Source organism: Salinisphaera sp. PC39, assembly GCF_040361335.1.
Lineage (GTDB): Bacteria > Pseudomonadota > Gammaproteobacteria > Nevskiales > Salinisphaeraceae > APNM01.
Genome location: NZ_APNM01000007.1, coordinates 105,838 through 129,982 on the forward strand (window position 1 = coordinate 105,838; position 24,145 = coordinate 129,982).

The window sequence follows — 24,145 nt, forward strand, 5'->3', positions numbered from 1 at the left end:
AGATATCGCCTGAGCCCCTGCGACGCCGCGATGAATGCGGGCTCAGGGCTCGCCGGTGCGGTCGCGCCAGTAGGTGCGCCAGATCTGGCGATGGTCCACCTGGGTGAGGGAATAGTCGCTGCCGAGGAAGACGCCGGGCGCGAGGTAGCGCACGTCGCCCGGGATGCCGGCGGCTGTCATCGGCGTGCCGCGGGCGCCGTAGAAGCTGCCGCCCGGCGCCGATTCGCCGTCGGCGGCGAAGTCGTCGAGGGCGGGCTCGGCGGTGCGCAGGTCGACGGCGTACAGGCGTCCCGTGCCCTCCTGCGGCGTGCAGGCGGCGGCGTCGACGGCCGGCGGCAGATAGCTGGTGAACAGGATCGTGCCGGTCATCGTCGTGGGGGCGGACAGCGCCTTTTCGCCGCTGCCCGGCAGGCGCATCGACCAGCCCATGTCGGTGAAGTCGGCGTCCAGCAAACTCGCGCAATCGCCGCCGCCGGTGCAGTTGGCGTCGAAATCGGCCAGGTCGTCGGGCTCGATGGGATCGGCGTCTATGTCCAGGGCGTCGCCGTCCTTGAGCACGTAGAGGTGGTTTTCGGTGTGCCGGTTGTAGGGGTCGGCACGGTTGCCGGAGGCGATGATCACCGCGTAGAAGCCCAGTTCGCCGGCATCCACCCGGACCACGTCCGGGGCATGGAAGAAGCGGCGGTCGTCGGCGACCGTGGCGTTGCCCGCGGCGTGCCGTCCGAGATCGGCGATCGGCGCCATCTCCCAGTTGCCGGGGTCCGGGTCGCCGATGTCGGCGCGCCACACGCGGCCGCCGGTGTCGCCGACATAGATGCGGTCTAGGAGGCCGTCGCCGTCGGTATCGAGCGCGGTCGGCGCCGAGGCGATGCCGTCGTCCAGGTCCGGATGGGTCCAGACATCGGTGCCGCCGGCGCGGCCGGCACCGGCGCGGTTGCCCTTGCCGGCCTTCCAGATCAGCTCGCCGGTTTCCGCCTCGACCACGTACAGGGCGTTGCCCTCGTCGTCGTCGTCGCCGACCAGGTTACGGTTGGCGGCGGCGTTGGCGGACTTGCCGGTATCGAAGTCGCTGCCGCTGGCGGCGTCCTTGCCGAGCGGGGTGCCGCCCTCGGTATAGCCGCCGTCGTAACCGCCGCCGAATACCAGCACCGGCGTGCGTTCGGCGTCGCCGCCGCCGGTGGCGAGACCGACACTGCCGGTGCGCGGCGTGGAGAAGGTCAGCCCCAGCTCGTCGAAGTCGCCGCCGTCGGTCTTCTCGATGCGCCAGAGGCCGGTCGGGGCGCTGTCCGGCGAGGTGACGTCGAGCGCATAGTAGCCCTTGCCGCCGCGGCGCAGGCCGAAGTACAGCCGCACCTTGTCGCCGTCGGCGGCGTTGATGATGCCATCGGTGTCCCGGATGTGGGCGACCGGGGCGCCGTCCACGCCGTACGGGCGACTGCTCGCGGTGGGCGAGTTGGTGCGCCAGGTCCGGTAGTGGTCCATCACCGCCCGCGGCGAGAAGCGCCAGACTTCCTGGCCGGCGAAGGTGCCCTGGCCGTCGGGGCTGTCCCGGAACTGGTGCAGAAAGCCCGCGTTGGTGCCGACGAACACCCGGATATCGCTGTTCCGGGCGGTGCCGTAATCGATGGCCAGCGGGTCCGAGTGCAGGACATTGCCCATGACCCAGGGCTTGGCGGGGGGTTCCTCGGCCGAGGGCACGTTGCAGTCGTAGCCCAGGAGCTGGCCGAACAGGCCGCCGAAGACGGGGTTGCAGAACACGCCGCGCAGGGTCGCTTCCAGCAGGTCTTCGATCAGGTCGGTCAGGCCGCTCACCAGGTCGTTGAGGAAGCCCAGCAGGCCGCCGTAGCCTTCCTCGCCGAGTTCGTCGGGATCGGTCTCGTAACCGCGCGCCCAGGCGATGAGCTTGGCGGCTTCGAGGTCGTCGTCCGCTTCCATGGCCGGCCGGGCGTCGGTCACCGTGGCCGAATCGATGTTGAGCGACGCCACCGGCAGGGCGCCGGCACTGCCGCCGCCGCTCTGGTAATAGACCCGCGGTCCGGCGCCGCCGCTGCCGCGGGCGGCGGCGGGATTGCGCGGGCTGGTGGCGGTATACGGCGGCATCAGGAACATACCGGCGCCGCCCCGGTCGGCGATGCCGCCGTCGCGGCCGTCCGGCACGCCCGCTTCCGAGGGCAGGCCGTCGGGATCGGTCCAGAAGGTGAGGGCGTCGTCGTCGATGGCGCCGTCGTTGCCGACGGCGGCGTTGCCCAGGGCGTCGACGATCCGGGTGTCGGCGCCGCTGCCGCTGACCTGCAGCTTCTTGAGGTTGCCGCGCCAGGCGGGCCGGCGCTCGGGGTCGGGCCGGAACATGCCGGTATAGAGCTCGGCGCGGGGATCGCCCAGGTTGCGGCGGTTGTAGACCGTCTGCGGGCCGCCGAAGGTGGCGCTGGTGGCGAGTCCGGCGCCGAAGGATTCAGGCCGGACGTAGTCGATGGCCAGGGGGTTGAGCGCGATCGGCAGGTTCATCACGGTGCCGACCAGGTTGCTCAACAGCGAGGTGACGCCGCCGCCGTCGATGCCGTTGATCAGGTAGTAGCTGCGCATCGTGTAGCGGCCGCCGCCGTGCGCGAAACCGTCCTCGGCGAGATAGTCGGTCATCTCGGGGAAGGTCAGCTCGCCGTTACCGTCGAGGTCGACGCCGGACAGGGCACCGTCCGCGAGGATCGCGCCGTCGGATTCGTCCTGGGCCTGCGGGTCGGTGAGCAGGACGTTGATCACGTGCACCTCGTCGCAGGTGCGGGCGTCCAGGGGGCTGTCGTAGCTGTTGCCTTGCGTGGCGGCCGGGTCCGCGGTCAGCGGCAGGGAGTCGTCGTCGTCGATATCGGCGTTGAATACGGTGTCGCCGCGCAGGTAGCGCACCAGCTCGTAGTAGACCTCCTTGCCCTGGAAGGGATGGGGTTCGCGCGACGGCGCCGCGCAGGCGCCGAGATGGTCGCCGTGCCGGAGATGCCCGCCCAGGGCGCTCAGGTTGACGTGCTTGGTCTGCGGGTTGGGCCCGTCCGGCTTGTGGCAGATGGTGATCTGGAACGGACCGCGATCGCCGCCGTCCAGGTCGTCGGCGGTATCGCCGATGCGCGCCAGCACGGTGTCCACGGTGGTGTCCAGGTTGTCTTCGAGCAGCTCGGTGGCGTCCAGCAGCACCAGCGCGCCGTTGCTGCAGCCGTTGGTGGTGCGGCGGTGGTGGGCGAAATCCCCCGGGGCGCAGGTATCGGCATGGCTCGCGAGCACCGCCAGGCGCACACCCACGAGCTGGTGCACCAGCCGGTAGACCAGCAGCCGCGCGACATCGAGCTGGTCCAGGGCCACCTCGGTGCCGCTGCCTTCCTCGCCGATGATGCCGCGCAGGGTGTCCGCGAGGCCGCCCAGGGTGACGCCGGTGAGGTTGCCCACCACGCCCAGGATGCCGCCGGTGGCGGAGGTCAGGGTGCCGACCAGGGAGCCCAGCGGCAGGCCCAGGGATTCCTCGAGGACCGGCAGCACCGCGACCCGCTGCAGCAGTTCGCAGGCCGGCTCGCCGACCAGGGTCTCGGGGTCGGCCAGCACGTTGCTGCAGACGATCTCGGTGGGATCGAGGTTCAGGTCCAGGTTGAGAACGACCAGCGGGATGCCGGCGTCGCCGCCGCCGGCGCCGGTATAGATGTCGATATCGTCCGCCTGCGCCGGAGGTGCCGGCGCAAGCGCGAACGGCGCGGAAAGGGCCAGTCCCAGTGTCAGGGCGACGATTCTTTCTCGCAGCATGCGTGTCCTCAGTTGGTGCGGCGCGCGCGCGGCACCACTCTGATGATCCCTTGTTCTATATCGGCCGCGCCGAGCCCGGCCTCACCCCGGGCGTATTCCCCGCGCACCGCGAAGCTGGCGGTGGTGAACTTGTCCATGCTGGTGAGCAGCGCCCCGGGCACCGGCGCGGTCTCGGGCGGCAGCCGTCGGACTTCCGCGTAGATGCCCTTGGCGAACAGACCGGAGTCGCTGCCGGCGAGCGTCAGGCCGGCGTCCTCGGCGGGGCATTGCGTCTGGGTGCCGGCGTCGCCGGAGTCGTGACACAGGCGATAATCGTCGCCCGGCCGCACCGGCAGGTTGCCGGTGCCGGCGAGCACGGCATCGACCACCGCCTGGGCGGTCTGCAGCGCCTCGACGCGGGTCTGCTCGTTATGGGCCAGGCGCAGCTCGGTGGTGCTGCTGCGCACCGCGACCAGGCCCAATACCGTGATCACGACCAGGAAGATCAGGGCGGTCGCCAGGGCGATGCCGCGTTGTCTCGCCGGCGTTGCCTTGTTCATGGTCCGAACCTCTGTGCCGAGGCCGGGTTGTGCAAGATCACGGTGGTCTGCACGACCCGGCGGTAGAAGTTGTCCTGCGGCCGGTAGGCCTCGCCGTCCTCGTCCACCGCGCCGTCGCCGTCGTCGTCGGCCCCCAGCAGGTTGTATCGCTTGTCGTTGCGGTAACTGAAGTCCGGACGCACGGACCGCATCAGTAGCTGCACGCGGGCGGTGACGGCCTGCGCGAGCTCGGCGACGGTGGGATCGGCGCGGTAGCGGTTGGCGACGCCGTCGCCGTCGGTGTCGATCCCGAAGGCGATCTGCAGGTTCTCGACGCCCTCGGCGACGCACTCGGTCTCGACCGTGGCGCCCGAACCGGCCGCGATATAGGCACGGCAGAGACTGGGGATGCCGTCGCCGGTCTCGCTCGCATAGGGCCGCACGAAATACAGCCGCGGACTGTATTCCCAGTAGGACATCGGCGGCATGTCGGGGGGGTGGCCGCTGTCGGGGGCCCCGGCATCGGCGCCCGAATGGAACAGGGAGCCGACGGTCCGGTTGGTTCGCAAATAGACGGTATTGGCCAGCAGGCTCGGTGTCTCGGAGGTATCGTCGATTTCGGCCGTCACCCGCCCGGAGACCCGGCGCACGCTGAGGATATCCGTGCGCGGGCTGACGTCGCCGCCGGACAGGCAGCCGTAGCGGGCCGCGGCCGCGCCGGCGGCGGCGTCGTCCATGAATTCCAGGATGCCGCGGTCGAACGCCCAGCCGGCGTCGCCGTCCGCGCCGGGACCGCAGTCCGCGGTCAGAGCGGGCAGGGTGTCGCTGTCGGTGCGCAGACGCCCGGGGTCGTTCAGGCCGCCCAGGAAGCCGGCCATGGCCAGGTCGCCGGACAGCGCCTGCATGGCGAAGCGGGCGTTATCCTGCATCTCCGCGATGCGGCTGTTCTGCTCGTAATTGCGTTTGTTGGCGAAGAACAGGGCGCCCACGGCCGCGGTCAGCAGCAGCCCCAGGGTCATCGCGATCATGAGTTCCACCAGGGAGAAGCCGTTGTGCTGCCGGAATCCGCTCATGGCGCGATATAGGTCGTCACGACCAGGCTGCGTTGGTAACGCTCGTCGGATGCGGCGCCCGCCGTGTCGTCGGGTGCCGCGTAGAGGCCGCGACCGCTGCCGCAGTCCTCGCCCGCGCCGCTTTCCAGCCGGGTCACGCCCCGCCAGACCAGGATCACGCGGTAGATACCGGCGCCCCCGCCGGCCGGGCCGTCGATACAGGCGCTGGGGGAGGCCAGGCCGCCGGTCTCCTCGTTGCCGTCGGTGCCCGCCAGCTCGGTGGCGCCGTCCAGGGCGAGCTCCCATTGCCACAGATCGAAGGCGGCCAGCTCGGCCGGGCTGCAGGCGGTGTCGTAGCAGTTGACCTCGGGCGCGGACGTATTGTCGCGGCTGCCGAGCGGGGCGTCGGCGGGCACCAGGTAGGCGGACAGGGCATCCGGGTTGGCACGCATGCTGGCGATGATGGCGTCGGCGAGATTGGCGGCGGTGTTGCGCTGCAGGGCGTCGTAGTTGTTCTTCTTGGAGATGGCCTGCAGCCCGGCGACCGCCAGCACGCCGATGGAGAACACCAGCAGGGTGATCAGGACCTCGATGAGGCCGAAGCCGCGCGCGCGCCGCATGGATCAACCCCCTCCCTTGCCGCAGGTCAGGCTGGCGGTGCGCGGGCGGCCGGTGGACGTGACCTCGATGGCACGATCCGAGATGCCGTCGCGCCCGGCGCAGAGACTGAAACTGCCGGTATCGCCGGGGCGGCCGGAGGGGCGGTAGACCACGCGCGCCGGGAAGTCGTCGCTGGTCAGGGTGAAGTCGCCGTCCAGGGGACCGTGGGTGCGCAGCAGTGTCTCGCCGGCATCGGGCTCGGGGGCGGCGCTGTCGCGGTCGAGGTTGGCGTAGATAATCCAGCCTTCATGCCAGGCGGCATCGCTGCCGCAGGTGGTCTCGTCGCTGCTGGCGCAGAGCACCACCTCGTTGTTGCGCGCGATCGCCTCGCTGCGGGCGTAGATCAGGGCGCTGAAGAATTCCGCGCTGTTGGTCAGGCGCTGGTTCTCCGCGATCATGCGGAAAAAGCTCGGCACGCCCACCGTCAGCAGGATGGTGGCGACGGTCATCGCGACCAGTAGTTCCAGCAGTGTGAATCCCTCGGTACGCATGGGCGTTCCCCTACGGGGGTTATCGGCGCGATCCGCGGTTTCCGCAACCGGCGTCTTCCTGTGCCGGACGGCCGCGATTCGTCTCGTTTCGGGGGGACTCTTCGGGAACCGGGCGGCAGCGCGGCCATGTTGTTATCGGTCTCGACCGCGGTACGTCCTTGGCGCGCGGTCGGGTGCGCATTGGTCACCTCGGCTGTAGGACACGCTACCATGGCCGCCGGTTTTTCGGAACGAAACAGGCCGATGAGGCAGTGGCGACAACGCACCTCGATCCGCGCCGCGCCGAGCCGGACATGACCTGATGGCGCGGGTCCGTGGTCCCAATCTGCTGGAGGCGTTGATATTGCTGCTGGCGGCGCTGGCGGTCGCCGCGGCGCTGCTACCCGAGTATCGGAGCTGGCAGCGGGCGGATTACCGGCTGCGGGCGGCCGTCGCCCTGACCGCGTTGGCGGAGGCGCTGCACGCGCGGCACGCGCGTACCGGCACCTATGCCGGCGCGGCCCTCGCGGACGGCGCGCCCGCCGATACCGGCCCGCCGGCCCTGCGGCCCGCCAGCGTGCCGGCGGAGGGGGCCGCGCGCTATCGCCTTCGCATCGAGACCGCCAATGCGCGGGGCTTCGAGATCCACGCCATACCGGTGGCGGACCAGCAGGCGGACCCCTGCGGCACACTGACCCTGACCGCCGCGGGCATCCGCGGCATCGAGGCGGCCGCGCCCGAAACCCGTATCGCGGCATGCTGGTCGGGCGTGGACGGGGCCTGAGCGCACACGGGCTCTGGGCGCCGCCCCCATCATCCTTTATACTTCCGCGCCGCGGCAGGACGAGTGCCATGCCGGGATAGCTCAGTCGGTAGAGCAGGCGATTCGTAATCGTCAGGTCGGAGGTTCGAATCCTCTTCCCGGCACCATTCTCCGTCCCCAGCATCCCACCAAGCAGCAGTCCAATTTCAGGAGGAAGCCATGCAGGCTCAAGCGTTGATCGATACCGCCAACGAGCTGGTGGCTCCGGGCAAGGGCATTCTCGCGGCGGACGAGTCCACCGGGACGATCAAGAAGCGTCTCGCCAGCATCGACGTGGAATCCACCGAGGAGAACCGTCGCGCCTACCGCAATCTTCTGTTCACCACGCCCGGGGTCGAGGATTTCATCAGTGGCGTGATCCTGTTCGAGGAGACGCTGTTCCAGAAGGCCGACGACGGCACGCCGTTTCCGGACCTGCTGGCCGCCAAGGGTATCGTGCCGGGCATCAAGGTCGACAAGGGTGCCAAGCCGCTGGCCGGCTTCGAGGGCGAGAAGGTCACCGAGGGCCTGGACGGACTGCGCGAACGCCTGGCCGACTATCGCGAGGCCGGTGCCCGCTTCGCCAAGTGGCGAGCGGTGATCGACATCGGCGAGCACATCCCCAGCGACAACTGCATCGACGTCAACGCGCACGCCCTGGCGCGCTACGCCGCGCTGTGCCAGGAGGCCGGCATCGTGCCGATCGTCGAGCCCGAGGTGCTGATGGACGGCGCCCATTCCATCGAGCGCTGCGAGGCGGTGACCGCGAGGGTGCTGGCGCGGGTGTTCGCCGAGCTCGACGCGCAGGGCGTCCTGTTCGAGGGCATGCTGCTCAAGCCGAACATGGTCATCGCCGGCAAGGAATGCCCGCAGCAGGCGGGCGTGGCGCAGGTGGCCGAGGCCACCCTGCGCTGCCTGAAGCGTTACGTGCCGGCGGCGGTGCCGGGCATCGTGTTCCTGTCCGGCGGTCAGAGCGACGAGGTCGCCACCGCGCACCTGGATGCCATGAACCGCATCGGTGGTGCCCCCTGGCGCCTGTCCTTCTCCTACGGCCGCGCGCTGCAGGCCCCTGCGCTCAAGGCGTGGTCGGGCAAGCCGGACAACGTGCCGGCGGCGCAGGAGGCCTACTTCAAGCGCGCCAAGTGCAACGGCGCGGCGACCCGCGGCGAGTACTCCGAGGACATGGAGCGCGCCGCCTGAGGTTGCCGGCCAGCGTACCGGCGCCACGAAAAACCCCGGCATTCGCCGGGGTTTTTCTTTGCGCGCTTAAGGGTCAGTCCGTTTCGTCTAGCCGCGGCGGCGGCCGCTCGTAGCGGACCGGGGTTTTCGAGAACTTGATCGGGTTGCCGATGGTGGGCACCTCGGTGCCGTCGGCCCGCCGCAGGGTCGCGAGCATGCCGCGGTGGCGCACCTGGGGATCGGCGAATACCTGGTCGATCGTGTTCACGGGCCCGCAGGGCACATTGACCGCCTCCAGGGCCGCGAGCCATTCGTCGGTGGTGCGCTGTCGCATGACATCCCCGATCAGCGGCGTGAGTTCGGCGCGATTGCCGACCCGGTCGGCATTGGTGGCGAAACGCGGATCGGTTGCCCATTCCGCATGGCCGGCGCATTCGCAGAAACGCGCGAACTGGGCGTCGTTGCCGGCGGCCAGGATGATATGACCGTCGCGGGTGGGGAAGGCCTCGTAGGGGACGATGTTGGGATGCGCGTTACCGAGCATGGTTGGGGCCTTGCCGCCGACCAGGTAGTTGCTGCCCTGGTTCGCCAGCATCGCCACCTGGCAGTCGAGCAGGGCGAGGTCGATGTATTGGCCCTCGCCGGTGGCCTGGCGGTGGAAGAGGGCGGCGACGATGGCGTTGGCGGCATACATGCCGGTCATCAGGTCGGCCACGGCGACGCCCACCTTGAGCGGTCCGCTCTCGGGCGTGCCGGTGATGCTCATCAGGCCGCCCATGCCCTGGATCAGGAAATCGTAGCCGGAGCGCCCGGCATAGGGACCGGTCTGGCCGAAACCGGTGATCGAGCAGTAGACCAGGCCGGGGTTGGCCGCGCTCAGGCTGGCGTAGTCCAGGCCGTACTTCTCGAGGCCGCCGGGCCGGTAGTTCTCGACCACGACATCCGCCTTCTCCGCCAATGCCAGGAGCTCGGCCCGGCCTTCCGCCGTCGTGAAGTCGACGCCCCGGCTGGTCTTGCCGCGGTTGGCGCACAGGAAATAGGCGGCGTCGCCGCGGCCGCCGTCCGCCTCCGCCACGAAGGGCGGCCCCCAGCCGCGGGTGTCGTCGCCACGCTCCGGGTGCTCGATCTTGATCACCTCGGCGCCCATGTCGGCGAGCATCTGGGTCGCCCAGGGCCCTGCCAGGACGCGGCTCAGGTCCAGGACCCGGATGCCCGCCAGGGCGCCGCCGTTCGTGGTGTCGGAGCCTGTCACGCCTAGAACGCGTTGAGGCCGGTCTGCAGGCGCCCCAGGATCAGGGCGTGCACGTCGTGCGTGCCCTCGTAGGTGTTGACCGCCTCCAGGTTCAGCACGTGCCGGATCACATGGTACTCGTCGCTGATGCCGTTGCCGCCGTGCATGTCGCGGGCGGTGCGGGCGATGTCCAGCGCCTTGCCGCAGCTGTTGCGCTTGAGCAGGCTGATCGCCTCCGGGGCGAGCAGGTTCCGGTCCTTGAGGCGACCGGCCCGCAGACAGGCCTGGAGGCCGATGGTGATCTCGGTCTGCATGTCGGCCAGTTTCTTCTGGATCAGTTGGTTCGCCGCCAGCGGTCGATCGAACTGTTTGCGGTCCAGGGTGTAGTCGCGGGCCGCGTGCCAGCAGAACTCGGCGGCGCCGAGCGCGCCCCAGGCAATGCCGTAGCGGGCGTTGTTGAGACAGCCGAAGGGGCCGCCCAGGCCCTTGGCGCCGGGCAGACGGTTCTCCTCGGGCACGAAGACGTCGTCCATCACGATCTCGCCGGTGATCGAGGCCCGCAACGAGAACTTGCCCTCGATCTTGGGCGTGGTCAGGCCTTCCCAGCCACGCTCCAGGATGAAGCCGCGGATGGTGTCGTCGTCGTCGCGTGCCCAGACCACCAGGACGTCCGCGATCGGCGAGTTGGTGATCCAGGTCTTGGCGCCGGTCAGGCGGTAGCCGCCGTCGACGGCCTTGGCGCGGGTGCGCATGCTGCCGGGATCGGAACCCGAGTCGGGCTCGGTCAGACCGAAGCAGCCGACCCATTCGCCGCTGGCCAGGCGCGGCAGGTACTTGTCCTTCTGCGCGTCCGAGCCGTAGGCGTGGATCGGGTGCATCACCAGCGAGGATTGCACCGACATCGCGGAGCGGTAGCCGCTGTCGACGCGCTCGATCTCGCGCGCGATCAGGCCGTAGGAGACATAGCCCACGCCGGCGCAGCCGTAGCCCTCGATGGTGGGGCCGAGCAGGCCGAGTTGGCCCATCTCGCTCAGGATCGAGCGGTCGAAGCGCTCCTCGCGGTGGGCGTCGCGCACGCCCGGCATCAGGGTGTCCTGGCAGAACTGACGCGCGCTGTCGCGGATCATGCGCTCTTCGTCGGTCAGGCTGTCCTCCAGCAGCAGGACATCGTCCCACGGCACGCGGGGTCGGTTTTTGTCGCTCACGTTCGGTTTCCCAGGTTGTCTGAAAGCGGAACGCGCCGCGGCGGGCGCGCCGGACGGCTTCAGGCGATGCCGCCGAGGCAGATGTACTTGATCTCCAGGAACTCGTCCAGGCCGTACTTGGAGCCCTCGCGGCCGATGCCGGAGGCCTTGACCCCGCCGAAGGGCGCGGCCTCGCTGGAGATGGTGCCCTCGTTGACGGCGACCATGCCGTATTCCAGCGCCTCGCTGACGCGCCAGACCCGGCCCACGTCGTGCGCGTAGACATAGGCGGCCAGGCCGTACTCGGTGTCGTTGGCCAGGCGCACGGCCTCTTCCTCGGTATCGAAGGTGTGGATGGGCGCGACCGGACCGAAGATCTCCTCGCGCGACACATTCATGTCGCCGGTGACACCGGTGAGCACGGTCGGCTGGAAGAAGTTGCCGCGGTCGTCGTCGGACGCGCCACGATGGGCGCCGCCGCCGGCCATGACATCGGCGCCCTTGCTCACGGCATCCTCGACCAGGGACTTGACCTTGCGCAGCGCCGCCTCGTTGATCAGCGGGCCGACATTGTTGCCCTCCACGGCGCCGTCGCCGGTCTTCAGGTTCGCGACGGCCTCGCCGAAGCGCGCGCAGAACTCATCCTTGATCGAGGACTGCACCAGGATGCGGTTGGTGGACACGCAGGTCTGGCCGGCGTTGCGGAACTTCGACAGGATCGCGCCGGCGACCGCGGCGTCCAGATCGGCGTCGTCGAAGACCAGGAACGGGGCGTTGCCGCCCAGTTCCAGCGAGACCTTCTTCACCGTGTCGGCCGACTGCCGCATCAGGATCTTGCCCACGCGCGTGGAGCCGGTGAAGGAGATCTTGCGGACGGCCGGGTGCCCGGTCAGTTCCTCGCCGACGCCGGCGGCCTCGGTCGTGGTGACGATGTTGAGCACGTCCTCCGGGATGCCGGCGTCGGCGGCGAGCAGGCCGAGCGCGAGCGCGGACAGCGGGGTGTCCTCCGCCGGCTTGATCACCACGGTGCAGCCGGCGGCCAGGGCCGGCGCGACCTTGCGCGTGATCATGGCGTTGGGGAAGTTCCAGGGCGTGATCGCCCCCACCACGCCGATCGGCTGCTTGAGGACCAGGATGCGCTTGTCCGGGCCGTGCGAGGGGATGATGTCGCCGTAGGCGCGCTTGCCTTCCTCGGCGAACCATTCCACGAAAGAGGCGCCGTACAGGATCTCGCCGCGGGATTCCGCCAGCGGCTTGCCCTGCTCGCGGGTCAGTAGCTGCGCCAGCTCTTCCTGGTGGGCGACGATGGCGTCGTACCAGGCGCGCAGGCGCTTGGCACGCTCCTTGGCGGTCAGGGCCGACCAGGCCGGTAGGCCGGCCTGCGCCCGCTCGATGGCGCGGGTGGCGTCCGCGCGGCTCATGTCGGGGACGTGCGCGATCAGGCCGCCGTCGGCCGGGTTGTGGACCGGGAAGGTCTTGCCGCCGTCGGCGTCGCCTTGCGGCAGGGACCGCAGGAGGCGGTCGACGAGATTGGTTTCGTTCATGTTGGTTCCGCGCCAAATGCTGGTTTATTCACGGCTTCCAGATGGTAAAGCGGCCCGCGGAACGCGAGGAGATGACAATCGTGTGCCGGCCGGTGTCCGGAGGGCACCAGGGAGAAAGCGGGCGGAACGGGCGCCTTGACACCCCCGAGGGATTATGAAAGTTTCGAGTCGTACCTTTCCGGACACCGGCGCCGCCAGGGGCCGGCCCGGCCCTGCTTCGAGACGATCGCGCGATGGCCGCGGATACAGCCCAGTCACAACAGCCCACGGTGGCCCTACCGGGCCGCAAGTCGATCCCGCCGTTCGAGGCGTTGCGGGCCTTCGATGCGGTCGCGCGTCTGGGCGGTATCCGCAAGGCGGCGCAAAGCCTGCGCCGCGATCACGCGGTGATCAGCCGTCACCTCAAGACCATCGAGGAATGGACCGGCACGCTGTTGATCGAGCGCACGCCGGCCGGCGTGGTGCTGACCGACGAAGGCAGCCGCTATCACCGGCAGATATCACAGGCGATCGATCTGATCGCCAACGCCACCATCGACCTGATGAAGCGCGGCGACTATCACGTGCTCTATAGCTGGTGCATGCCGGCGCTCGCCCTGCAGTGGCTGATGCGGCGCCTGGTGGAGTTCGAGGACGCCAATCCCGATATCGACTTCGAGCTGCGGCCCACGGATACGATTCCCGACCTGGAGCGGCACGAGGCGGACGTGGACATCCGTTTCCTGTACAGCTTCGTGGCGGACCAGAAAGTGCCGCCCGGCATCCGGGTCAAGGAGATATTCCGGCCGGCGACCATCCCGGTCGCCAGCCCGGGCTACCTGGAGCGCAATCCGCCCATCACCCGGCCCTCCGACCTCCTGGAGGGGCACCACCTCCTGCACGAGGAGAACTTCGACTGCTGGAGCGTCTGGCTGGGCGCCCAGGGCGTCACCGGCGAGATCGAGCTGTCCGGGCCGCGCCTGTGGCAGGGACATCTGACGCTGGACGCCGCGCGGCGCGATCGCGGTATCGCCCTCACCAACCACCTGGTCGCCGCCGACGATCTGGCCTCCGGCGACCTGGTCGATGTGGGCACCGCGGAGGCGGGCTTCACGCCGATATCCCTGGGTTCCTACGTGTTCATGGCCCGCTCGGACCGCTGGGGCGCCTGGTCCATCCGCCGTTTCCGGCAATGGCTGCTGCGGGCGATCCGCGAGGAGATCGCGGACGCGCCCCACATGGCCGGCGACTCGGTGGTCCCGGTCACCCGGGGGCCCGACGAGGTCGCCCACTCGGTCTACGCCTCGCGCGCCTGACCCGCCGCGGACAGCCGCTCCGCGTTGCGCGGGGCACACCGCCCCGGACGGTTTAGTCATCTCCCAGGGCCGTTCCCCGGCCCGTACCATTTTCCCGGTTGATGGGAACGCCGCCACGGCGCGCGTGCCCGCCATTCGTCAGACAACCGGGATCGACACATGCTTATCGGCGTACCCAAGGAGATCAAGAACCACGAGTACCGCATCGGCCTGACGCCGGCCGGCGCCCGCGAGCTGATCAACCACGGCCACCGGGTGATGGTCCAGCGCGACGGCGGCAAGCTGATCGGCCTGACCGACGAGGCCTACCGCAAGGTCGGCGCCGAGATCGTGGAGACGCCCGCCGAGATATTCGAGCGCGCGGAGATGATCATCAAGGTCAAGGAGCCGCAGCCGGAAGAGTGCCGGATGCTGCGCGAGGGCCAACTCCTGTTCACCTATCTCCACCTGGCGCCCGATCCCGAGCAGACCCGGCTGCTCGTCGAGTCGGGTTGCACCGCCGTGGCTTACGAGACGGTCACCGACGGCAACGGCGGCCTGCCGTTGCTGGCGCCGATGAGCGAGGTGGCGGGACGCATGTCCATCCAGGCCGGGGCGCACGCCCTGGAGCGCGCCCAGGGCGGTGCCGGCATCCTGCTGGGCGGCGTGCCGGGCGTGCCGCCCGCGGAAGTCGTCGTGCTCGGCGGCGGCGTGGTCGGCCTGAACGCGGCGCGCATGGCCATGGGCCTGGAAGCCAATGTGTCGATCCTGGATCGTTCGCTGCCGCGCCTGAAGTACATCGACGAGCTCTACGGCGACCGCATGAACACGGTCTATTCGACCACCGAGGCGATCGACGCGCTGTTGCCGCGCGCGGCGCTGGTGGTCGGCGCCGTGCTGCTGCCGGGCACCGCCGCGCCCAAGCTGATCCGGCGCGAGCAACTCGGACTGATGCAGCCGGGCTCGGTGATCGCCGACGTCGCGATCGACCAGGGCGGCTGCTTCGAGACCAGCCGGCCGACCACCCACCAGGATCCCACCTTCGAGGTGGACGGCGTCGTCCACTACTGCGTGGCCAACATGCCGGGGGCCGTGGCGCGTACTTCCACGTTCGCGCTGACCAACGCCACGCTGCCGTTCGCGGTGGCGCTGGCCGACAAGGGCGCGCGCCGGGCCCTGCTCGACGACGAGCACCTGCGCGAGGGCCTCAACGTACACGCCGGCAAGATCACCTACCGGGCCGTAGCCGAGGGTCTAGGCTACGAGTACGTCCCGGCGGTGACGGCACTGGGCGGCTGACTCCTCCCCGCACCATGCCGACCGTTGGCGGCGGGTCGCCCGGGTTGCGGGGCGGCTCGCCGCTTTTTTATGCGCGGCCGACGGTTTCGGGCGCCACCCCGGTTCGCTCAGGCGGCACTCGCCGGCGGCGGTCCGGGATTGCCGGATGTCGGAGACCGTTCGTCATCCCGGCAAGAGGCGGAGGCGCTTGTCCAGGGGCGGGATCGGTCAGGGTCGCGGCCGGGAAGGATCTCGAATGCTCGCCCGTATCGCGGACGAGCGCCGTCGGGTCATCCGGGACGACGGGGAATCATGTGGTTCCGGAACGGTCCGGACAGGCGGGGCGGGGATGGGGATGCCCGCGACCTCAGGCTTCTTCCACCTGCTCCCTCAGGGTGGTCCGGGCCCGGGTGATGTGCTTTTCCACCAGACGCAGGGAAATGCCGTAGCGGCGGGCGATCTCGCGGTGGCGTACGCCGTCGAGGCGGCTCAGCTCGAATACCCGGCGGCAGTGTCGGGGGAGTTCCCAGAGCGCGGAGGTCGCCATCCGCAGGCGTTCGTCGCACTCGTAGGCCTCCTCGGCGGTGGGGCCGCCGTCGGGCAGCTCCATCTGATCCACGGACAGCCGGCCGTGCTCGTGCCGGACGCGGCTGGAGCGGTGATGGGACGCCGCCAGGTTGGTCGCCACCCGGAACAGCAGCCGCTTGAGCGATTCCGGTCCGCGATCGCCGTAGCGCAGCAGCCGCAGGTAGGCCTCCTGGGTGAGCTCGGCGACGTCGTCCTCGTTGTCCAGACGCCGGCGCAGGAGGTTGCGTACGGCGTCGCTGTGATCGCGGTAGGCGGCCTCGATGGTCGCCCGCTCATCGCCCTGCATTGTCGGAAGTTGCATGATCCCGTCTTCGAAAGGTTCCGGTTGCACCGGGGCCGATACCGTCACTGGCCGGCCCAGGCCTCGTTCCAGTCGATGCCGTTGTAGTCCGGCAGTTCCCAGTAGAACGGCTCGCGCGGACGGTCGTAATGGCCGATCTCGTCCATGCTGTACGCGTCGTACAGGCGGCCGTTGATCATGGTGTAGCGCACGCTGTTGGTGTGGCGGATGTCTTCGAGCGGGTTGTCGTCGAGCACGATCAGGTCGGCGAGCTTGCCGGGGGCGATGCTGCCGATCTGCTCGTCCAGCCCGAGCGACGCGGCCCCGTTGATGGTGCCGGTGCGCAGCACCCGCAGATTGTCCATGCCGCCCTCGGCCAGCAGCCACATTTCCCAGTGCATCGACAGGCCGGCGATCTGGCCGTGGGAGCCGGCGTTGATTCGGACGCCGGCCTCGTCCAGCTCGCGCACCGACCGGGCCACCGAGCGGAAGCCGATGTCGTAGAGTTCCTCGGCCGCGTGCAGGGTGGTCATGCCGCGTACGTGTGGCGGCGCCGAGCCGGGTGCGCCCAGGGGGCTGTAGTGGCTGTTGGTGCTCTGGACGAAGGTCCGCACCTTGGGATCGTCCCAGGCGCGGGTGGTCTGGTACATGTAGTTCTCGCCCATGATCTCGCCGAACACGACGATCAGCGTGGGCGTGTTGGCGGTGTCGCCGTGCGCCATCAGCTTGACCAGGTCCTCGTAGTAGTTGGCCACGGGCAGGTTGTGTTCCAGGATCGGGTGGCCGTCGAGGATCTGGGTGATGTTGTCGTAGAAATGGTTGCCGCCCTCGGCGTCGACCATGACACCCAGCTCGCGCCCGGCCTTGAGGAGTTGCTGCCGCTGGCTGCGCATGGGCTGCTTGTAGCTCTTGACGATGGTGCCGCCGAGCAGCTTCTTGCGCCGCATGATCCGGCGCGCGTCCGTATAGTCCCGGATCGGGTCGTAGGTGAAGTCGGTCTTGGCCTTGTGGCCGTAGACCACCTTGCCGCTGCCGATGAAGCGCGGGCCGACCAGGATGCCGGCGCGGGTCATCTCCTCGGCGGCGTAGTTGGAGAGCTCGCTGCTGTAGGGGTCGTAGTTGGTGGTCACACCGAAGGCCAGCGCGGCGTAGCGCCCGGGGTGCTTCTCCGGCATCAGCTCGTCCGGGTAGCAGCAGTCGATGTGGCCGTGCATGTCCACCAGGCCGGGCATCACGGTCTTGCCCGAGATGTCCACGACCTCGGCACCCTCGGGGACCTCGACCTCGTCGGCGGGGCCGACCGCACGGATGCGTTTGCCCCGCACGATCACGGTGCCGTTCCGGATGATCCGGTCGCCCTCCATGGTGATGATCCGGCCGCCCACGAAGGCCACCGTGCCCTCGGGGGCGTCGCCCGGCACGCTCAAGTCGATTTCGGCGTATGCGCCCTCGCCGGGCTCGCCGGCGGCCAGCCGCTTGTCCATGTCGGCGCGGTAGAGCCGGGGGCCGACGGTCCAGTAGGCGGTGCCGTCGCCCGACCAGGTCAGGCCGTAGCCGCTGTAGCGGGTAAGCCGGGTGACCGGCAATTCGTCGCGATGCTTGCCGACGACCAGCGGCCGTCCGGTTTCGCGGTAGGGCGTGGCGTAGTACTGCTGGTGTTGCTTGAACACGAGCCAGCGCATGCCGGGACTCAGGTGCAGTTCGCTGACATCGGGGCCGGCCGCGTGCTTGCGGCGATCATGGCCGTCCAGGTTGACGCTTTCTATGACCGTGGTGGGTACGCTGCTGGAGTAGATGCCGCCGCTGCCGGCACGGCTGGCGAAGAGCACGCGCTGACCGTCCGGCGAGAACCGCGGTCTTTCGCCGCTCTCCGCCACGCGCCGGGGCTCGCCGCCGTCGATGTCGATCCAGTAGATGCCGCCCCGGGCCTGGTAGCCGCCCATGATCTTGTTGCCGTCCTCGATCCGGTAGGTCAGGCGCTCGCCGTCGGCCGAGAAGGCGGGTTCGCGGATCACGCCGGGGCTGGTCACGACGGTGCGGCCGGCGCCATCCTCGAGCGACAGAATCTTGAGCGCGCCGCCGCGCAGGTCGTCCCATTCCACGTAGGCGATGCGGCGGCCGCTGGGATCGTAGGCCGGCTCGAACTCGAAGGCGTCGGCGTCGGTAAGCCGCTCGGGTTCGCCCCGCGGCAGCGATTGCCGCCACAGGTGGCCTAGCGCGTGAAAGGTGAACTCGCCGCCGTCCGGCGCCACCGCCGGCTGGCGCACGGCACGTACGTCCACCCGCTCGGGCGCCAGCTCCTGGGAGAAGCGGGGCGGTTCCGTGTAGCGGTGTTGGGTATCGGCCTCGAACGGGATTTTCTCGGCCTTGCCGGTCTGGCTGTCCACCCGGAACAGTTCGCCCTTGCCCCAGATGGCGATGTGGCGGTTGTCCGGGAACCAGTCGTAGGCGGGATAGTAATGGCCGTGGGGCACGAAATCGGCCTGCACGTCGCGGTCGAGTTCCGCGTAGACCGGACGCTGCTTGCCCGTGACCGTGTCGTGGACGAACAGCACGGTCTTGTCCTTGACCCGGCGCACGAAGGCCAGGTGCTTGCCGTCCGGGGAGATCTGCGGCGTGGTGGCGCCGCCGAAGCCGCCGACCACCTTCTCGGTCTCGCCGGTCTCCAGGTCGCGGCGCATGATCACGTGGTTGATGTGGTTGGCGTCGACGAAGATGCCGGGATCGGTCACCTTCTCGGTGTAGTAGAGGTGTCGGCCGTCGGCGGAGAAGTTCGCCTCCTGGACATCGCGGCCGTTGTCCGGCGTCGTCACCAGTACGCGGCCGTCACCGCCGGCGAGATCGAACAGCCGGATCTGCGAGGCCCGCAATTCGGGGAAGCTGGACTTGAAGCGGGCGGCGGCCACGTAGTCGCCCTCGGGTCCCCAGGCGGGGCCGGTGAGGCGGTCGACCGTTTCGTGCGTGATCCGGCGCGCATCGCCGCCGTCCGGGTCCGAGGTCCAGAGGTTGTCGCTGCCGCTGGCGTCGCTGATGTAAAGCAGGCGCGAGCCGTCCGGGCTGAAGCGGGGGGCGCGCTGCATGGCCGGGCCGCCGTGCACCAGCGTCGCCTCGCCGCCCTCGGCGGGGATGCGGTAGATGTCGCCGAGCAGGTCGAAGGCGATGGTCTCGCCGTCCGGACTCACCGCGAGACTCATCCAGGTGCCCTCGTCGACGGTGAAACCGATCTCGTCGTAGGGCTGGCCGGTGTCGGTCACGTCCCAGTCGTCGTCGGCGGGGCCGGCGCAGCCGGCCGAGGACAACCCCAGCGACAGCAGCAGCAGGGCGCCGCGGGACCAAGTCCGGCGTCGGGCCGGACGATGGGCGTCGGGTCGATGGTTCGGACGGTGCATAGGCGTCGTCTCGGTCAGTCGTGGGCCGTGCGGCGGGCTCAGTCCCGGTCTCCGGGCTGATCGGTCATGGCGGCGGCCATGAGGGCCGCGATGCGGGTCGAACCGGGATCGCCGCAGCTCAGCAGGCCGGCGACGATGCCCTGTTTATCGACCGGCTTGCGGTTCTGGTTGAGCCGTTGCACGCCCTGCATGTCGTGCACCCGGAAACGGAACGCGACGATGTGCCGGAGCAGGGTGGCGACTAGCTCCGGCGGGGCGTCGTCCAGGTGCCACGGCCTGTCGGCGTGGCGCTCCATATGGGCGATGGTGCGGTCGAGGACCCAGCGGCGGTCCGCCTCGTCCTCCAGCGGCTCGAACCGGCCCCGGAGCTGGACGTCGACATAACTCCAGGTCGGCAGGCCCGGGTTCTCGACATTCCAGCGCGGCGAGATATAGGCGTCCGGCCCCTGGATCACGGCCGTGCCGTCCGCGCCCTCGCGGATCGCCCGCGACTGCGGATTACGCCGGGCGAGGTGGCCGATGAAGATGTGGCCGCCGTCGTCCAGGGCCGTTTCGTGCAGCAGGGGTGTCGCCGTGATCCGGATTTCGCCCCGATGGCGGCAGACGATCTGCGCCAGCGGGGTGTGGTGGATGAAATCCAGGATGCCCCGGGGATCCGAGAAGTCGAAGTGCGACGGCACGAACAGATGGCGGCCGTCGCTGCTGCCGAGGCGTTCCCGGAGTTTGTCCGGCATACGATCGTCGTCGGACATGGCGGTCACCTTATCGGGCCCGCGCGACCCGGGGCGCTGCGCCGCCGGTGACCGCGCGGATGGAGGTCTCCAGTTTGTCGGCGAACTCGTCGATGTGCGAACGCTCGATCACCAGGGGCGGGGACACGCAGATGGCGTTGCCCAGTCCGCGGAGCATGAGCCCGTTCTCCCAGGCCTTGGCGAAGACCTGGGTGCCCACCGGCGGCTCGCCCGGCCGCGGCTCGAACTCGATCGCGCCGAGCAGGCCGTAGTTGCGGATGTCGATGATGCCGTCCATGCCCCGGAAGCCGTGCAGTACATCCGCCAGGTACTCGCCGATGCCCTCATGGGCGCGGGTGAACAGCGATTCCTTCTCGTACAGGTCGAGGCAGGCCAGGGCGGCGGCGCTGGCGATCGGGTGTCCCGAGTAGGTGTAGCCATGCCAGAACTCGATGGCGTCGCCGCCGGCCTCCATCACGGTGTCGTGGATGCGGTCGCTGCAGACCACGGCGCCCATCGGGGCGGTGCCGCTGGTCAGACCCTTGGCCAGGGTGAACAGGTCCGGCTGTACGTCGAATTCGATCGAGGCCAGGAACGAGCCGACCCGGCCGAAGCCGCAGACCACCTCGTCGAAGATCAACAGGATGTCGTACTCGTCGCAGATCTCCCGCAGACGCTTGAGATAGCCCTTCGGGGGCAGGATCATGCCGCCGGCGCCCGCGATCGGTTCCACGATTACCGCGGCGATGTTCTCCGGGCCGTGCAGCTCGGCCAGGGTCTTGAGCTGTTCCGCGCGCTCGACGCCGAATTCCGGCAGACCGCGGTGGTAGGCGTTGCGCTCGATATCGAGCGTGTGCGGCAGGAAGTCCACCGGCGCCCAGCGGCCGAAGGCGCGGGTGTTCACCGGGATGCCGCCGGCGGTGGTGCCGCCGAGGTTGACGCCGTGGTAGGCGCGTTCGCGCGAGATGACCATCCGCCGTCCGGGCTGGCCGCGGGCCACCTGGTAGGCCAGGGCCATCTTCAATGCGGTATCGACGGCCTCGGAACCGGAATTGGTGAAGAATACCCGGTTCAGGTCGCCCGGCGAGGCGGCGGCCAGCCGCTCGGCGAGCTCGAACGGGCGCGGGTGGCCGAAGTTGAAGCAGGGGGTGTAGTCCAGCTCGCGGGCGGCCTCCGAGATCGCATCCGCGACCTCCTCGCGGCCGTGGCCCAGGTTCGAGCACCACAGGCCGGCGGTCATGTCCAGGACCGGGTCGCCGTCGATGCTGGTGTAGTACATGCCCTTCGCCGACCGGATCATGCGCGGATTCAGCTTGAAGGCCTTGTTCGCCGTGAACGGCATCCAATGGGCGTCGAGTTTCATGGCAGATCCTTTCCTGAGTCTGCCCGGCAGTATAGGTAATGGATTTTCGGCCAAGGAGATGCCTTACGAGACCGTCGAGGTGAGCCATATGCACCACCCCCAGGTGACGCAGACACACCACCCCGGTCGTGTTTGTCACCTTCCCGGTGCGCGGTGCCTGACTAGAATGGGTCGCATGTCTTCCACGCCCGATACGAGGGACGCCGGCCCGGCCGGCATGCTCCCCCCGCGCCGCCGGTTGGACGATCCGGACACCATACGCGACGCCTACGCCGGCCGTCTGTGGCCGGACGAGCAGGTGCGGGTGTTCGCCAATACCGACCGCATGTTCCCCACGCGTACGGTGGCCTGCGGTGAGCGGGTGCGGCCGCTGCCGGCCTCGCGGCGGAGCTTGGACGGTTTCGTCTTCGAGTCGGGCGGCGCGACTTACGATCTCTACGATTATCTGTCCCGTAACCGGATTGCCGGCCTGCTGGTTCTCAAGGACGGCGAGGTCGTGCTCGAGCGCTACGAGCTCGGCGTCCGCGAGGATACCCGCTGGATGTCGATGTCGATGGCGAAGTCGATCAGCTCGACGCTGGTGGGCGCGGCCATCCGCGACGGCTACATCGACAGTGTCGACGATCCGTTGGTGAGGTACGTCCCGGAGCTCAAGCGCGGGGCCTACAGCGACGTCACCGTGCGCCAGCTTCTGCGGATGAGCTCGGGCGCGCGCTGGAACGAGTCGCAGACGGACCCGGTCTCCGAGCGCCGGCGGGTACTGGAACTGCAGATCGCGCAGCAGCCGGCGACCATCCTGCAGTACATGGCCGGCCTGCCCAAGGAGGCGCCGGCCGGGCGCCGCTGGAATTACAGCACCGGCGAGACCCACATCGTCGGCGTGCTGCTGCGCGCCGCCACCGGGGCCTGGCTGGCGGATTACCTCTCGGAGCGCATCTGGTCGCGGGCCGGCATGCAGGCCGATGCCGCCTGGTGGCTGGAAGCGCCGGAAGGGCTGGAGATCGCCGGCAGCGGGCTCAGCGCCACTCTCCGGGATTACGCCCGTTTCGGCCAGTTCATGCTGGAGGGCGGCGTGGCCGATAACCGGCCCGTCCTGCCCGACGCCTGGGTCGCGGAGGCGGGCGACGGCTACGCCATCGACGGCGAGCCGATCCCCTACGGCTACATGTGGTGGCCGGTGCCCGCACCGGGCGGTGAACCCGGATGCTACAACGGCTTCAGTGCCCGCGGCATCTTCGGCCAGCGGCTGCACATCAATCCCGCGCACGGGCTCGTGATCGCGATGGCGAGCGCGCGCTCCAAGCCCATGTACAGCGAGACGATTACCGACAATGACTTCTTCAACGCCGTATCAAAAGCCCTGTAAGGGGGCCGCATGAACGCCGCGTCGGCGACCCGCGCCGACGATCGCGGACGGCCCGAGTCCGGTGCCGGGGATGTCCTCGGCCACCCCAAGGGGCTCTGGTTCATTGTCTTCACCGAGACCTGGGAGCGTTTCTCCTTCTACGGGATGCAGGCGCTGCTGGTCCTGTACATGGCGACCTATCTGCTGCATCCGGGCAAGGTCGAGACGGTCGCCGGCTTCGCGCCATTCCGCGCCGCGATCGAGGGCGTGGTCGGGCCACTGTCCGTGCAGGCCCTTGCGACCCAGATCTTCGGTCTCTACATCGGCCTGATCTATTTCATGCCGGTGTTCGGCGGGTTGCTCGGCGACCAGTGGCTGGGGCGGACCCGGGCGGTGCTGATCGGCGCGGCCTCGATGGCCCTGGGGCATTTCCTGATGGCGTTCGAGGCCGCCTTCCTGTTCGCGCTGCTGGCGCTGATCGTGGGCTCCGGTTTCCTCAAGGGCAATCTGGCCGCCCAGGTCGGCGACCTCTACGCCAAGGCCGACCAGCGGCGCGACGCCGCCTTCTCCATATACAACGTGGCGATCAATATCGGGGCCACGGTCGCGCCTCTCATATGCGGCACGCTCGGCGAGGTCTACGGCTGGCACTACGGCTTCGGTATCGCCGGGTTCGGCATGCTGGTCGGCATCGTGATCTATCTGGCGGGCGGCAAGCACCTGCCGCCGGACCCGGTGGTGGGCGCCCGGAAGGAACGCCACCACCTGCAGCCGGGCGACGGCCGCATCATCGGCGGTATCCTGGTGATGTTCCTGATCGCGGCCCTGTTCTGGGCCACCCAGGCGCAGGTCTGGAATTCCTACCCGCTATGGATCAAGGGGCACGTGGACCGCGAGATTCTCGGTCTCACCGTGCCGGTGACCTGGTTCCAGTCGCTCGATTCGCTCGCGGTGCTGGTGCTCATGCCGGCGGTGCTCTGGATCTGGCGGGTGCAGGCCCGGCGGGGCACCGAGCCGGACGATTTCGGCAAGATCATTCTCGGGTGCGGCGTCTACGCGGCCGCCTTTCTCTGGCTGACGGCGGGCGAATTCGTCGCCGGCGGCGACAAGGTCCTGCTGCTGTGGCCGGTGACCTTCCATTTCATCCTCGGCTTCGGCTTCGTCTATGTCGCGCCGATCATGATGTCCCTGGTGTCGCGAACCGCGCCGCTCGCGGTGAACGCGATGATGGTGGGGGCCTACTACCTGTCGATCTTCGTCGGCGGGTTCCTGAGCGGCTGGCTCGGCCGTTTCTACGAGGTGCTCACGCCGCTCCAGTTCTGGCTGCTGCATGCCGGCGTGGCCGCGTCCGGCTCGCTGCTGGTGGTGATGCTGCGGCGGCCCCTGGGGCGCGCCATGAGACTGCAGGGGGGTGGTGCCTAGGGTATCACCCGAGCGGTGCGTTCCACGCACCGCCTGCAGCTTAATTCGCAACTTCGAA

At 69.3% G+C, this 24,145-nt stretch carries 18 protein-coding genes and 1 tRNA gene; 7 read left to right on the top strand and 12 right to left on the bottom strand.

Annotation, left to right across the window (positions count from 1 at the left end):
- Nucleotides 1–42 precede the first annotated feature (42 nt).
- The 5 genes from PC39_RS08640 to PC39_RS08660 are packed head-to-tail and all read right to left on the bottom strand — an operon-like array spanning nt 43 to nt 6,498.
- On the bottom strand, nt 43–3,777 hold the full coding sequence (locus PC39_RS08640; protein WP_353252976.1) for a pilus assembly protein: 3,735 nt from the start codon (nt 3,775–3,777) through the stop codon (nt 43–45).
- An 8-nt stretch (nt 3,778–3,785) separates the two neighbouring features.
- On the bottom strand, nt 3,786–4,316 hold the full coding sequence (locus tag PC39_RS08645; protein ID WP_353252977.1) for a pilus assembly PilX family protein: 531 nt from the start codon (nt 4,314–4,316) through the stop codon (nt 3,786–3,788).
- Complete coding sequence (locus tag PC39_RS08650) at nt 4,313–5,368, bottom strand: PilW family protein (protein WP_353252978.1); 1,056 nt, start codon at nt 5,366–5,368, stop codon at nt 4,313–4,315. Before PC39_RS08650 ends, PC39_RS08645 begins: the two co-directional genes overlap by 4 nt.
- Nucleotides 5,365–5,967, bottom strand: coding sequence for a type IV pilus modification protein PilV (pilV, locus tag PC39_RS08655; RefSeq protein WP_353252979.1), 603 nt, complete (start codon nt 5,965–5,967; stop codon nt 5,365–5,367). The genes PC39_RS08650 and pilV overlap by 4 nt, the downstream gene beginning before the upstream one ends.
- 3 nt (nt 5,968–5,970) lie before the next feature.
- Entirely contained in the window at nt 5,971–6,498 is a 528-nt protein-coding gene (locus PC39_RS08660) for a GspH/FimT family pseudopilin (RefSeq protein WP_353252980.1), read from the bottom strand.
- A 301-nt stretch (nt 6,499–6,799) separates the two neighbouring features.
- Between PC39_RS08660 and PC39_RS08665 the strand changes: the two genes are divergently transcribed.
- From PC39_RS08665 to PC39_RS08675, 3 genes are all read left to right on the top strand, one after another.
- The gene (locus tag PC39_RS08665) at nt 6,800–7,261 is read left to right on the top strand and encodes a type IV pilin protein (RefSeq protein WP_353252981.1); all 462 of its coding nucleotides are present in this window, start codon (nt 6,800–6,802) and stop codon (nt 7,259–7,261) included.
- 70 nt (nt 7,262–7,331) lie between these two features.
- Nucleotides 7,332–7,407: transfer RNA gene (locus tag PC39_RS08670), tRNA-Thr, on the top strand.
- A 52-nt stretch (nt 7,408–7,459) separates the two neighbouring features.
- Nucleotides 7,460–8,479, top strand: coding sequence for a class I fructose-bisphosphate aldolase (locus tag PC39_RS08675; protein WP_353252982.1), 1,020 nt, complete (start codon nt 7,460–7,462; stop codon nt 8,477–8,479).
- Between the two features lie 73 nt (nt 8,480–8,552).
- Here PC39_RS08675 and PC39_RS08680 read toward each other — a convergent pair whose 3' ends face one another.
- Genes PC39_RS08680 through PC39_RS08690 form a run of 3 tightly spaced genes read right to left on the bottom strand, consistent with a single transcriptional unit; the run spans nt 8,553 to nt 12,417 of the window.
- The gene (locus PC39_RS08680) at nt 8,553–9,710 is read right to left on the bottom strand and encodes a CaiB/BaiF CoA transferase family protein (protein WP_353252983.1); all 1,158 of its coding nucleotides are present in this window, start codon (nt 9,708–9,710) and stop codon (nt 8,553–8,555) included.
- Nucleotides 9,711–9,712: 2 nt separating this feature from the next.
- Nucleotides 9,713–10,894: an acyl-CoA dehydrogenase gene (locus PC39_RS08685; RefSeq protein WP_353252984.1), complete on the bottom strand. Its 1,182-nt coding sequence runs from the start codon at nt 10,892–10,894 to the stop codon at nt 9,713–9,715.
- A 59-nt stretch (nt 10,895–10,953) separates the two neighbouring features.
- Nucleotides 10,954–12,417, bottom strand: coding sequence for an NAD-dependent succinate-semialdehyde dehydrogenase (locus PC39_RS08690; RefSeq protein ID WP_353252985.1), 1,464 nt, complete (start codon nt 12,415–12,417; stop codon nt 10,954–10,956).
- Between the two features lie 233 nt (nt 12,418–12,650).
- Here PC39_RS08690 and PC39_RS08695 point away from each other — a divergent pair, with 233 nt between their 5' ends.
- The gene (locus PC39_RS08695; RefSeq protein WP_353252986.1) at nt 12,651–13,712 is read left to right on the top strand and encodes a LysR substrate-binding domain-containing protein; all 1,062 of its coding nucleotides are present in this window, start codon (nt 12,651–12,653) and stop codon (nt 13,710–13,712) included.
- Between the two features lie 159 nt (nt 13,713–13,871).
- Nucleotides 13,872–14,990, top strand: a complete 1,119-nt coding sequence (gene ald, locus PC39_RS08700; RefSeq protein ID WP_353252987.1) for an alanine dehydrogenase — start codon at nt 13,872–13,874, stop codon at nt 14,988–14,990.
- A 346-nt stretch (nt 14,991–15,336) separates the two neighbouring features.
- On the opposite strand, the gene PC39_RS08705 is transcribed toward ald, so the two are convergent.
- Genes PC39_RS08705 through aptA form a run of 4 tightly spaced genes read right to left on the bottom strand, consistent with a single transcriptional unit; the run spans nt 15,337 to nt 21,320 of the window.
- Nucleotides 15,337–15,858: an RNA polymerase sigma factor gene (locus PC39_RS08705; RefSeq protein ID WP_353252988.1), complete on the bottom strand. Its 522-nt coding sequence runs from the start codon at nt 15,856–15,858 to the stop codon at nt 15,337–15,339.
- A gap of 44 nt (nt 15,859–15,902) precedes the next feature.
- Nucleotides 15,903–19,226, bottom strand: coding sequence for an amidohydrolase family protein (locus tag PC39_RS08710; RefSeq protein ID WP_353252989.1), 3,324 nt, complete (start codon nt 19,224–19,226; stop codon nt 15,903–15,905).
- Nucleotides 19,227–19,264: 38 nt separating this feature from the next.
- Nucleotides 19,265–19,978, bottom strand: a complete 714-nt coding sequence (locus PC39_RS08715) for an FMN-binding negative transcriptional regulator (RefSeq protein ID WP_353252990.1) — start codon at nt 19,976–19,978, stop codon at nt 19,265–19,267.
- A 10-nt stretch (nt 19,979–19,988) separates the two neighbouring features.
- Entirely contained in the window at nt 19,989–21,320 is a 1,332-nt protein-coding gene (gene aptA / locus PC39_RS08720; RefSeq protein WP_353252991.1) for an omega-aminotransferase AptA, read from the bottom strand.
- 217 nt (nt 21,321–21,537) lie between these two features.
- On the opposite strand from aptA, the gene PC39_RS08725 reads away from it, so the two are divergent.
- Nucleotides 21,538–22,686: a serine hydrolase domain-containing protein gene (locus tag PC39_RS08725; protein ID WP_353252992.1), complete on the top strand. Its 1,149-nt coding sequence runs from the start codon at nt 21,538–21,540 to the stop codon at nt 22,684–22,686.
- Between the two features lie 9 nt (nt 22,687–22,695).
- Nucleotides 22,696–24,087: a peptide MFS transporter gene (locus PC39_RS08730; RefSeq protein WP_353252993.1), complete on the top strand. Its 1,392-nt coding sequence runs from the start codon at nt 22,696–22,698 to the stop codon at nt 24,085–24,087.
- The last annotated feature ends 58 nt before the right edge of the window (nt 24,088–24,145 follow it).

Coding starts and splice junctions, on each gene's coding strand:
- PC39_RS08650 (WP_353252978.1), bottom strand. CDS start 5,368: ATGAGCGGATTCCGGCAGCACAACGGCTTCTCCCTGGTGGAACTCATG.
- PC39_RS08710 (WP_353252989.1), bottom strand. CDS start 19,226: ATGCACCGTCCGAACCATCGACCCGACGCCCATCGTCCGGCCCGACGC.
- PC39_RS08690 (WP_353252985.1), bottom strand. CDS start 12,417: ATGAACGAAACCAATCTCGTCGACCGCCTCCTGCGGTCCCTGCCGCAA.
- PC39_RS08665 (WP_353252981.1), top strand. CDS start 6,800: ATGGCGCGGGTCCGTGGTCCCAATCTGCTGGAGGCGTTGATATTGCTG.
- PC39_RS08645 (WP_353252977.1), bottom strand. CDS start 4,316: ATGAACAAGGCAACGCCGGCGAGACAACGCGGCATCGCCCTGGCGACC.
- pilV (WP_353252979.1), bottom strand. CDS start 5,967: ATGCGGCGCGCGCGCGGCTTCGGCCTCATCGAGGTCCTGATCACCCTG.
- PC39_RS08660 (WP_353252980.1), bottom strand. CDS start 6,498: ATGCGTACCGAGGGATTCACACTGCTGGAACTACTGGTCGCGATGACC.
- PC39_RS08705 (WP_353252988.1), bottom strand. CDS start 15,858: ATGCAACTTCCGACAATGCAGGGCGATGAGCGGGCGACCATCGAGGCC.
- aptA (WP_353252991.1), bottom strand. CDS start 21,320: ATGAAACTCGACGCCCATTGGATGCCGTTCACGGCGAACAAGGCCTTC.
- ald (WP_353252987.1), top strand. CDS start 13,872: ATGCTTATCGGCGTACCCAAGGAGATCAAGAACCACGAGTACCGCATC.
- PC39_RS08695 (WP_353252986.1), top strand. CDS start 12,651: ATGGCCGCGGATACAGCCCAGTCACAACAGCCCACGGTGGCCCTACCG.
- PC39_RS08730 (WP_353252993.1), top strand. CDS start 22,696: ATGAACGCCGCGTCGGCGACCCGCGCCGACGATCGCGGACGGCCCGAG.
- PC39_RS08675 (WP_353252982.1), top strand. CDS start 7,460: ATGCAGGCTCAAGCGTTGATCGATACCGCCAACGAGCTGGTGGCTCCG.
- PC39_RS08640 (WP_353252976.1), bottom strand. CDS start 3,777: ATGCTGCGAGAAAGAATCGTCGCCCTGACACTGGGACTGGCCCTTTCC.
- PC39_RS08715 (WP_353252990.1), bottom strand. CDS start 19,978: ATGTCCGACGACGATCGTATGCCGGACAAACTCCGGGAACGCCTCGGC.
- PC39_RS08725 (WP_353252992.1), top strand. CDS start 21,538: ATGCTCCCCCCGCGCCGCCGGTTGGACGATCCGGACACCATACGCGAC.